The sequence below is a fragment of the Mariniphaga sp. genome (assembly GCF_041687215.1).
Classification (GTDB): Bacteria; Bacteroidota; Bacteroidia; order Bacteroidales; family Prolixibacteraceae; genus Mariniphaga.
In genome coordinates, this window is sequence record NZ_JAWLCI010000100.1 from 1 (window position 1) to 9,911 (window position 9,911).

At 42.1% G+C, this 9,911-nt stretch carries 11 protein-coding genes; 1 reads left to right on the forward strand and 10 read right to left on the reverse strand.

What is annotated here, in order from left to right; all coding sequences use genetic code 11:
* Positions 1–203 precede the first annotated feature (203 nt).
* The 10 genes from ACESMA_RS20655 to ACESMA_RS20700 form a co-directional block, all read right to left on the reverse strand.
* The gene (locus ACESMA_RS20655) at positions 204–965 is read right to left on the reverse strand and encodes a succinate dehydrogenase/fumarate reductase iron-sulfur subunit (protein WP_372950775.1); all 762 of its coding nucleotides are present in this window, start codon (positions 963–965) and stop codon (positions 204–206) included.
* A 41-nt stretch (positions 966–1,006) separates the two neighbouring features.
* Complete coding sequence (locus tag ACESMA_RS20660) at positions 1,007–1,366, reverse strand: four helix bundle protein (RefSeq protein WP_372950776.1); 360 nt, start codon at positions 1,364–1,366, stop codon at positions 1,007–1,009.
* Between the two features lie 70 nt (positions 1,367–1,436).
* Positions 1,437–3,377: a fumarate reductase/succinate dehydrogenase flavoprotein subunit gene (locus ACESMA_RS20665; protein WP_372950777.1), complete on the reverse strand. Its 1,941-nt coding sequence runs from the start codon at positions 3,375–3,377 to the stop codon at positions 1,437–1,439.
* A gap of 20 nt (positions 3,378–3,397) precedes the next feature.
* Positions 3,398–4,075 (reverse strand): succinate dehydrogenase cytochrome b subunit, encoded by a 678-nt coding sequence (locus tag ACESMA_RS20670; protein WP_372950778.1) that lies wholly within the window; start codon positions 4,073–4,075, stop codon positions 3,398–3,400.
* Between the two features lie 175 nt (positions 4,076–4,250).
* On the reverse strand, positions 4,251–5,147 hold the full coding sequence (locus ACESMA_RS20675; RefSeq protein WP_372950779.1) for a CobW family GTP-binding protein: 897 nt from the start codon (positions 5,145–5,147) through the stop codon (positions 4,251–4,253).
* On the reverse strand, positions 5,148–6,029 hold the full coding sequence (locus tag ACESMA_RS20680) for a homocysteine S-methyltransferase family protein (protein ID WP_372950780.1): 882 nt from the start codon (positions 6,027–6,029) through the stop codon (positions 5,148–5,150). It lies immediately after the preceding gene.
* A gap of 6 nt (positions 6,030–6,035) precedes the next feature.
* Positions 6,036–6,437 carry a HEPN domain-containing protein gene (locus ACESMA_RS20685; RefSeq protein WP_372950781.1) on the reverse strand — a complete coding sequence of 134 codons (402 nt, stop codon included), beginning with the start codon at positions 6,435–6,437 and terminating at the stop codon, positions 6,036–6,038.
* The gene (locus ACESMA_RS20690) at positions 6,434–6,754 is read right to left on the reverse strand and encodes a nucleotidyltransferase domain-containing protein (protein WP_372950782.1); all 321 of its coding nucleotides are present in this window, start codon (positions 6,752–6,754) and stop codon (positions 6,434–6,436) included. The genes ACESMA_RS20685 and ACESMA_RS20690 overlap by 4 nt, the downstream gene beginning before the upstream one ends.
* Before the next feature lie 36 nt (positions 6,755–6,790).
* Positions 6,791–8,410 carry a uroporphyrinogen decarboxylase family protein gene (locus ACESMA_RS20695; protein ID WP_372950783.1) on the reverse strand — a complete coding sequence of 540 codons (1,620 nt, stop codon included), beginning with the start codon at positions 8,408–8,410 and terminating at the stop codon, positions 6,791–6,793.
* Positions 8,411–8,610: 200 nt separating this feature from the next.
* Complete coding sequence (locus tag ACESMA_RS20700) at positions 8,611–9,279, reverse strand: B12-binding domain-containing protein (RefSeq protein ID WP_372950784.1); 669 nt, start codon at positions 9,277–9,279, stop codon at positions 8,611–8,613.
* 102 nt (positions 9,280–9,381) lie between these two features.
* On the opposite strand from ACESMA_RS20700, the gene ACESMA_RS20705 reads away from it, so the two are divergent.
* The coding region (locus tag ACESMA_RS20705; RefSeq protein ID WP_372950785.1) for an AraC family ligand binding domain-containing protein at positions 9,382–9,911 on the forward strand (530 nt) is incomplete at its 3' end.

The following is a 9,911-nucleotide window of genomic DNA, read 5'->3' on the forward strand; positions in this document are numbered from 1 at the left end:
ATTACAACGGGACACCCAAATCTCAAAAACTTAAATCATAAAACACTGATAATTAGGAATGATTTTTTGAGCGATCAGGTCGCTGCACAAAACAGGAAGTCCTTCCATTCACCGGATGACTCGATGTTATCCGATGAATAAAATACAACAAAAAAGCCTTCCCAAAAAATGAAAAGGCTTTCCAAATATTGTTGAAATTAAATTTATTCTGAGAACCGGGCCAGCAAGTATTCACGGTTAAGTCGGGCAATATTGGTAATGGAAATGCTTTTGGGACATTCCACTTCGCAGGCGCCGGTGTTGGTGCAACCGCCAAATCCCAGTTCATCCATTTTGGCCACCATGCTTCGTGCACGTTTTTTGGCTTCCACTTTTCCCTGTGGAAGTTTGGCCAGGTGTGAAACTTTTGCCGCCACAAACAACATGGCCGAAGAATTTTTACACGCCGCAACACAAGCCCCGCAACCGATACAAGAAGCAGCATCCATCGATTCTTCCGCATCTTCGTAGGAAATTGGAATAGCGTTGGCATCAGGAACACCTCCGGTATTTACCGAAATAAAACCACCTGCATAAAGGATTTTTTCAAATGCGGTACGGTCAACCACCAGGTCTTTAATAACCGGGAATGATTTAGCCCTCCATGGTTCGATGGTGATGGTTTCCCCATCTTTAAATTTCCGCATGTGCAACTGGCAGGTTGTTATTTCAGTATCCGGGCCGTGTGCACGTCCGTTAATATAAAGGCTGCAGGTTCCGCAAATTCCTTCACGGCAATCGTGGTCGAATGCAATCGGATCCTGTCCTTCAATAATCAGTTTGTTATTCAGAATATCCAACATTTCGAGAAAAGACGATCCGGTTGAAATATCTTCAATGGTATAGGTTTCAAACCGGCCCTTGTCTGCTGCATTATTTTGCCGCCAAACTTTTATATTGAGTTTTTTAAGAATTTTATCTGCCATAATTAAAAAGATTAAAGAATTTTAGATATGAGTACAGAGTATTAAGAATTAGTTTGAATAGATTGTTTGAAACCGTAAATCATCCTTTGAATTTCATTCAACCTGGAGTCAAAGTATTCGAATTCTTTTTGTGAAAGGAATTCTAGATCGAAACAAAGAATAACTAATGTTTCCAATTCAAAAGAACTGCCATTGGCAATATCCAGAAATCGATTTAAATCATTTCCTGTATTTCTTCCACAACCCTCAGCTATGTTTGTTGGAATAGAAATGGCACTTCGTCTCATTTGAGACGTAATTCCAAAAAGTTCTTCTTTTGGAAATTTATGAGTTGCCTGATAAATTTCTTTAACAAGCTCTCTGCCTTTTTGCCAAACTTTCAATTCTTTAAACCTATGCATTTTAATTCCTTTTAGTTATAAAATCTCTTATCTTAAATCCAATTACTCATTACTTTGTACTTGGTACTTACTACTTATAACTCCGCTGAGTCAATTCCACATTTTCAAACACCAAATCTTCTTTATGAAGTACCGGCTCCTGGCCTTCGCCTTTAAATTCCCAGCATGAAACGTAAGTAAATTTCTCATCGTTTCGTTTTGCTTCACCTTCTTCGGTAACCGATTCTTCGCGGAAGTGGCCACCGCATGATTCATTCCGGTCGAGGGCATCGAGCGCCATCAGCTCGCCGATATCGAAAAAGTCGGCTACCCGTCCGGCCTTTTCCAGTTCAGGATTTAAATTATTTAATTCTCCCGGAATTTTTACATCTTTCCAGAACTCTTCCCGGATTTCACGAATCATCTGAACGGCTTTTTTCAATCCTTCTTCATTGCGGGACATGCCAACATAATCCCACATTACATGACCCAATTTTTTGTGAAAATAATCAACCGGCTTGGTGCCCTTTATTTTGAAAAGTTTTTCAATTCTGGCAGTAACTGCCTTTTCTACTTGCTCAAACTCTGGCGTATTGGTATCAATTTTCGGTGTAAGAATTTCGTCAGCCAAATAATCGCCAATGGTGTAAGGCAGCACAAAATAACCGTCCGCCAATCCCTGCATCAGTGCCGAAGCGCCCAAACGGTTTGCTCCGTGATCTGAGAAGTTGGCTTCGCCGATGGAGTATAATCCCGGAACAGTGGTCATCAGATTGTAATCGACCCAGGTTCCACCCATAGTATAATGAATAGCCGGGTAAATCATCATCGGCTCTTTATAGGGATCAACATCTGTTATTTTTTCGTACATCTGGAACAGGTTTCCATATCGGGCCTTAATCACATTTTTTCCGAGCCTTTCAATGGAGTATTTAAAATCGAGATAAACGGCTTTTCCTTCCGGATTTACCCCGTAACCAGCATCACACCTTTCCTTGGCAGCACGTGAAGCTACATCCCGTGGCACAAGGTTACCGTATGAAGGATAACGGCGCTCCAGGTAAAAATCACGATCTTCTTCGGGAATGTCGTTCGGGCCAATTTCTCCTTTTCTGATTTTTTCGGCGTCTTCTTTTTTCTTCGGAACCCAAACACGACCGTCATTACGCAGCGATTCGGACATCAGCGTCAGTTTCGACTGCTGGTCGCCATGCACAGGAATACAGGTAGGGTGAATTTGCACAAAACAAGGGTTTGAAAAGAATGCACCCTTTTTGTAACACTGCCAGGCTGCAGAGCCGTTGCTTCCCATAGCATTTGTTGAGAGGAAAAACACGTTTCCGTAACCACCGGTAGCCATAACAACTGCGTGAGCACCAAAGCGTTTAATTTTTCCCGTAATCAGGTCGCGGGCAATTATTCCGCGGGCTTTCCCGTTGATGATTACTACATCGAGCATTTCGTGCCTGCTGTATATTTCCACATTCCCTTTCGCTATCTGCCGGTTCATGGCCTGATAGGCACCCAAAAGCAACTGCTGACCTGTTTGCCCGCGTGCATAAAACGTGCGGCTAACCAACGCTCCCCCAAATGTTCGGTTGGCAAGCAATCCGCCATATTCGCGGCCAAAAGGTACGCCCTGAGCCACACACTGATCTATAATATTGGGGGAAACCTCTGCCAAACGGTAAACATTGGCTTCACGCGAACGATAATCGCCACCTTTTATGGTATCGTAAAACAACCGGAAAACCGAATCGTTATCATTCTGATAATTTTTTGCAGCATTTATTCCACCCTGCGCAGCAATGGAGTGTGCACGGCGCGGACTGTCCTGATAACAAAAAGCTTTCACTTTATAGCCCAGTTCAGCAAGCGAAGCCGCAGCAGATGCACCACCAAGTCCGGTCCCCACCACAATCACCTCCAGTTTACGTTTGTTGGCCGGGCTTACCACTTTAATATTTTCCTTGTGCCTGTTCCACTTTTCAGCCAAAGGCCCTTTAGGTATTTTTGAATCTAATATGCTCATATACAAATGCTTTTTCAGAATTAAAATTTAATGAGGAAGTACAATGGTATGATTGAAAACCCAACTGCAATAATTATGGCATAAATTTTACCAATTACTTGTAATCTACTCATCCAATTCTTATTACTCAATCCGAGTGTATGAAAGGCCGACCAAAATCCGTGCGAAAGGTGCAATCCCAATAATATTCCTCCCAACACATAAATAATATCATAAATAATACTTGATTTGAACAAGCCTGCAACCAGGCTGTAAGTATCTTCCATGTGTTCACCGTTAATGGTTACTTCCGGCATGTTACCGGTAAAACGAATTACCCAGTAAAAATTAATAATGTGAATTATTAAAAAGACCAGCACCAATGCTCCCAAAATAAGCATATTTCTTGAAGCCCAGGTACTTGAAACTCCTGAGTTTTTCTTGTCGTATTTAACGGGTCTTGCTTTCCAGTTTTGATATTCCAGAAAAAACGACCAGATAATATGAACCAAAAAACCAAGACCTAACAATGGTTCAACAATCCGGATAATGGGATTTGTAACCATAAAATGGGCAGCTTTGTTAAAGAGTTCTCCACTGTCATCAAAAATCAGCAATAAATTCACCGAAAGATGGACAGCTAAAAACATAACCAAAAAGAGCCCTGAGATGCTCATTATAAACTTCCTGCCAATTGACGCAGCTAAAAACTTGCTCATAAATTATTTATTTAATCGTGTTGACAATAATAATTGAAGACAAAAGTAGCCCAACCCACCATTTTCCCCAAAAAGTTTGCCCTAAAATAGCTAATTTAAATTGTTTCTAAGATGTTCAGTTAACACTAATTCGGGCAAAAAAATAATTTAACTCACAATTAAAAACATTTGTCCATTACTTTGAATACTCTTTAAACGATTGATTCCATTGACGTAAAGCGAACTGGTCAGATAATGCTACCAACTCTGTGGGATGAAAATTATTTTCGACCGTAACTATTTCTATTTTATCGAAAACACATTGAACAGCAACCGTTTGTCCTTCCTTTAGATTAACAAACCCTTTGATACGATATGCTTTCGGCGCCCATTCTTTTAAAAATTGAGTCAATACTTCTTTTGAAAATTTTCTACCGCTTTTAATGACCATGGAATTGATTTCGGGGCGGGCAAGCGGGTTGCCTGAATCGGGATAAAATTTTGAAACAGCATCATCACCCGGTTTAAATTCTACTTCACAAAAAGTTGTTGTTTTGATTTCAGCAAAAGGATTTATTTTCCTGATTTCATCCTGCAATTCATCAACATTTTCAACCAAATCAGTTTTGTTTACCAACACCTTATCGGCCATTCGAATTTGATGACTCAGCCGCTGCCTCATCAAACCGGCTTTATTAAAGTTAAGGGCATCCACAATACACCAGTTGGATGCCAGGTAAATTTTTTCGGAAAGCGAACCGGCAGAAACCACTTCAGCCACCGAAGTTGTATCCGAAAGTCCTGAAGCTTCAATGATTAATATATCAGGGTGAAATTCGTCGATGAATTTTTCCAGCGAACGGGTGAAATCGCCCAGCAGGCAAACACAAAAAACTGACCCTTTATTTATTTCAAGGAGTTTAAAATCTTTCTTTGATTTTTTCAATTCAACCCCATCAATATTGGAAGGCGCAAATTCATTCTGAATAATTCCCAGTTTGAATTTTTCTGAATAGTCTTCTATAATCCGTTTCAGGAGGGTTGTTTTGCCGCTTCCCAAAAAACCGGAGACAATATGGAATGGAATTTTCATTCAGCTATTATCCACCACCTCTCTCACTTTACAAATATGATCTGGTGTGGTGCCGCAACATCCGCCTATTATATTTGCGCCGGCAGCAATAATTTTGGAAACAAGTGCTGCCATTTCTTCGGGTTTTTCGGGGAAGACTGTTTCCCCATCCTGGTAAACCGGCATGCCGGCATTGGCGTGCACCAGAATCGGAATTTCGGGATTTGCTTTTCGAATTTCTTCCACAATGCCGACCATTCCAGCGATTCCGTTTCCGCAGTTTGCGCCAAGGAGTTCAGCCCCGGCATCAATTAATGTTTGCACCATTTCAGTAGGTGAAACACCCATCATGGAACGGAATTCTCCGGTAACGGTTTTTTCGAAGGTCATGGTGCAAAACACTTCGCAGCCGGTATTTTCTTTGGCGGCTTGTATGGCAATGCGCGCTTCGTCGAGGTCGCTCATGGTTTCAATCATAATGGCGTCTGCACCACCGGCCTCCAGTCCTTTTGCCTGTACCTTAAAAGCTTCGTACAATTCTTCTTCCGTAACATCGCCCATCATCAGGATTTTACCGGTTGGCCCCACGGAACCCAGAACAAACTTGTCGCCGGCAGCTTTCCGGCTGATTTCGGCAGCGGCTTTGTTCAGTTCGAAAACTTTATCAGCCAGTCCGAATTTTTCCAGTTTAAACCGGGTTCCGCCAAAACTGTTGGTTTCGATCATGTCGGCTCCGGCTTCGATGTAACTCCGGGCAATATCCAAAACTTCATCGGGGTGAGTGAGGTTCCATTCCTCGGGGCATTCGCCAATTTTCAATCCTTTTTGTTGCAAAAACGTTCCCCACGCACCGTCGGAAACCAAAATTTTGCCTTGTTTAATTTTATCGAGTATTTTACCCATGCTCTTTTATTTTTCACTAATATATCGCTCAATCTCAGCTATAAAAGATTTCATTTCGTCGTAAAGTAAATTTATATCTGTTCGGTTAAAATTTACGAAAGTGTCATAATCTGCTGATTTTCTGTATTCGTAACAGTCACGAAGAATTCTTCCATAGTCATTTTCAATTTTCCCGGTTGCAATAAATGTTTTATTGAACCAGCCAATTAACTGCATATGCTTGGAAGTTTTATAACCTTCTTTTAAGGCTAATGCTAAAACACAATAAAAAACAGCATAGTAAATACGGTTAATGGCAGCTGGAATTTTTTCATTTTTCATTAACAATTCCGCATCATTCGCAGAATTTTGTGCTTGTTCAAGCCTGTATTGAATCAGAGCTTCTCTTTCCTGTTCAGAAATTGTCATGCGTAAATTCCTTTTTGGATAGCGGTTTGAAAAATTGGTTGTTTCCCTCTCAAAGTATTTAACTCCTCTTCTCCAAGAACATGAACATCTGTAAAGACTTCATGTTTTAAATCGATTTCATAGCAATATTCTGAAATCTTTCTTTTTAATGTCCAATCCGGTATTTCTTTTAAAATAACCAGAAAATCGAAGTCGGAGTATTCATGTGCACCTCCGTAAGCATGTGAGCCAAATAAAATTACTTCTTTCAGGTTGTCGCCCAGCTTTGAAGCAAGCAGGGATTTCAATTCGTTCAATATTTGGTATTTGTCAGCCATCTTATTATAAATCGACAAGGCTAAGTTACTAAAAATTCACAACTCTTTCAGCCACTCTCTGATCACGTCGGCAGAAGGAAGTGTACCTTCCGCTTTCAGTTTGTAATTTACCGCCACTATTGCCGGCGACTGCGTTGCGCCAAATGCTGCCAGTTTTTCCCTGCCGGATAAAATTTTCACCTCCGCTTCTTTGCCCAGTTCGGTCAGTGCGCGGTTCACCCGGTCTTTCAGTTCGTTACACTGGCCTGCCTCTTCACCAATCAAAATAATTTCGCTCCGTTTCGATTTAATTTTCAGTTTCAGTTTTTCGTTGATGCGTTTTTGAATGGCAGCCACCAGCTCCCGCTCGGGTGGAATTTTGGAAACGAAAGCAATTTTCCCGTCGATGCAGATTGTGGGAATGTTTTTCACCATCAGCGACGACATAAAACTCACGGCCTCCATTTTTTTGATGGCATGTTCGCGCCACTCCACCACTCCTTCGAAGTGGGGCGCAACGCGTTTCACCGCTTCCACCATATACTGGCAGGGAGCGCACGATTCGGAATCGAGGGTGATGACATCAACAATTACCTTGTCGGCCTGCCCGTAGTCTTTCATGTTGAAAACCTCCAGCGAACTTTCCTTTTTTTCGAGTGTCCGAACCACATCCTGCTGGTAAGGATCGTGTACCAGTCCGGTAACCGCTTTCAGGTTTTCAGAAGGTGTTTCGCGCGGAAGGTCGCATCCGGGCGCCAGGATGAAACCGGTTTTCCCGCCCAAATCGAGGCATTCCAATGCATGCTCACGGCAATCGTCGGGATTACCCATCAACAATATCACCGTCAGTTTAAGGTTGCCGCCAAAACTGATGCCTTTTTTCAAAGTAATTTCTTTCACAAAATCGAGCGGAATGTTTTCGTCGATGGAAACATTGTCGGGCCGGCAGTTGCACATGGCTTCGATGTTTTGCTGGGCATGGCCGCAAACAAAAAACGAGCTGAGTTTCCCCTGTTCTCTGACAAATTCAAAAATACGGGAAACAAAGGGCGTAACAAACGTTTCGAAAGTTTCAGGGTCGATTTGGCTGGTCATGGGATCGACCAAAGCAATTACATCGCAACCGGCATCCATGTAATATTCCGCCATTTTCAGGCCTGCTGCGGTGCAAAACTCCATCACTTCGTTCACTTCCTCCGGATCTTCGAACAGTTTCATAAAAATATCGGTACCCAGAAGGTGCAATGCCAAAGTAAACGGTCCGGTAATTAGCCCGTAAAGTGCCAGTTCAGGGTATTTTTCCCGAAGTTGCCTGGTGGCTTCCAAACAAACTGCAATTCGTCCGTCGTCTGGCCCTGGAATTTTTAAGTCGCTCAGCTTTCCCCCTTCAACCAGCGGATGTGAAACCACTGCCGGTGGACCGGTTTCCGACCAGCGCAATTCGCAGCCCAGAACTTCAGCCTCTACCTGCAAATCAAAAACCACCGGAATACCATCGGGATTGTATTCCTCTACTGATTTACTGATTCCTTTAACAATTTCTTCTGACGATTTCAGGTAGGTAGTGGCATCCACGCCAGTTAAAAAACCGCCATGAACGCCTACAAATGGTACCCAGGGAATCCGTTCGACGGGTTGAAGGGAAAAAGCTTTTTTAATTAATTCCAGACCATTCATTTTTTTAGTATTAAGTATTGAGAAAATGAGTACAAAGATTTTTAAAATGGGTACAGAAACGCCACTCAGGGATATTTACTATGCCCAAACTATTTGATTTTCAATCAAAATATTATGGTAATTTATGAAATCGGATAATAGATACTGAGTAGCAATTTCCTTTTCTCTCACTACTCACATCTTAACGTCTTATATCTGATTCATGCTACTTGCGAATTCAAATATTCCACCAGTCCCTGCGGATCGGGAGCATAGGCATCTGCGCCAATTCGCTTGCGGAAATCATCAGTTACCGGAGCGCCGCCCACAGCAACTTTTGCATCAGGAACCGCCTCTTTAATGGCTTTGGTTATTTTTTCCATGTTTACCATGGTGGTGGTTAAAAGTGCCGACAATCCTACAAACGCATTCTGGTGCTCCTTCATGGCAGCCACAAACTGATCGGCTTTTACGTCGGTACCCAGGTCAACCACTTTCCAGCCGTTGCCTTCCACCATCATCGATACCAGGTTTTTACCAATGTCGTGCAAATCGCCTTCCACGGTACCAATAATGAAAGTGCCTTTTTCTTTCACTTCGCCGGAAAGGAAAAAAGGTTTCAGGTGAATCATGGCAGTACTCATGGCTTTGGCCGACATCAATACCTGCGGTACAAATACTTTGTTTTCGCGGAATTTGATACCCACTTTTTCCATACCAACCATTAAACCTTCGGTTAAAATCCGTTGGGCCGAAACTCCTTCATCCAAAGCCTGCCTTGTCAGTTCGTCGGCTCCATCCTGTCCTTTCATATTCGGCGGATATGGTGCGGCTTTATTGATTTTTCCGAATTCGATACATTCGGCAATTTTTGATAACAGTTCACTCATGGTGCTTTAATACATTTTTGGTTTTCACAAATGTACAGATAAATGATGGTGGCAAAATAGTATTTTCTTTGAAAAAGATGGATAATATTACTTTCTTTGAATATGATTAATGAATTAAGGTATTTCAGACTTCCGGAAGCTCTGATAAACGAACAAAGAAAAAACCCGGCTGCACGCGACTTATACCTCACGGAAACAGGCGAACTGGTGATTGAGGAAGGTACCATTTGGGGTTACGAGGGGAAAACCGGAGATAATTTGCTGGCTTATTGTACCAAAGGCGAGGGAATTGTTTTGCTTGCCGGCGAACAGGTGCCGGTTTCAGGCGACCAGTTTTTTATTGTTCCCGGCGGCGAAACATTCAAATATTATTCCGTTTTAAATACAAAATCCCGGTTTCTTATTGCCCGCTTTAACGGCAATATTGCCCAAAAGATGAGTCATCAGTTTTCGGTGGTACGCAACCTGGTTCCTTCAGTGAACAACATGGTGGCCAACCGTGAAATGTTGTTTGATGAAATTTTCAATAACCTCTCCAAAGGTTTTCATAATCAAAATATTGAATTTGTAAACTTTTGTTTTGGGCACTTGCTTGCCACATTTATTTACGCGAACAGAACGAGCGACGATTT

What these genes read in the sequence shown, in the direction of transcription:
- ACESMA_RS20655 (WP_372950775.1), bottom strand. Translation starts at nt 965, where the DNA reads ATGGCAGATAAAATTCTTAAAAAACTCAATATAAAAGTTTGGCGGCAA.
- ACESMA_RS20660 (WP_372950776.1), bottom strand. Translation starts at nt 1,366, where the DNA reads ATGCATAGGTTTAAAGAATTGAAAGTTTGGCAAAAAGGCAGAGAGCTT.
- ACESMA_RS20665 (WP_372950777.1), bottom strand. Translation starts at nt 3,377, where the DNA reads ATGAGCATATTAGATTCAAAAATACCTAAAGGGCCTTTGGCTGAAAAG.
- ACESMA_RS20670 (WP_372950778.1), bottom strand. Translation starts at nt 4,075, where the DNA reads ATGAGCAAGTTTTTAGCTGCGTCAATTGGCAGGAAGTTTATAATGAGC.
- ACESMA_RS20675 (WP_372950779.1), bottom strand. Translation starts at nt 5,147, where the DNA reads ATGAAAATTCCATTCCATATTGTCTCCGGTTTTTTGGGAAGCGGCAAA.
- ACESMA_RS20680 (WP_372950780.1), bottom strand. Translation starts at nt 6,029, where the DNA reads ATGGGTAAAATACTCGATAAAATTAAACAAGGCAAAATTTTGGTTTCC.
- ACESMA_RS20685 (WP_372950781.1), bottom strand. Translation starts at nt 6,437, where the DNA reads ATGACAATTTCTGAACAGGAAAGAGAAGCTCTGATTCAATACAGGCTT.
- ACESMA_RS20690 (WP_372950782.1), bottom strand. Translation starts at nt 6,754, where the DNA reads ATGGCTGACAAATACCAAATATTGAACGAATTGAAATCCCTGCTTGCT.
- ACESMA_RS20695 (WP_372950783.1), bottom strand. Translation starts at nt 8,410, where the DNA reads ATGAATGGTCTGGAATTAATTAAAAAAGCTTTTTCCCTTCAACCCGTC.
- ACESMA_RS20700 (WP_372950784.1), bottom strand. Translation starts at nt 9,279, where the DNA reads ATGAGTGAACTGTTATCAAAAATTGCCGAATGTATCGAATTCGGAAAA.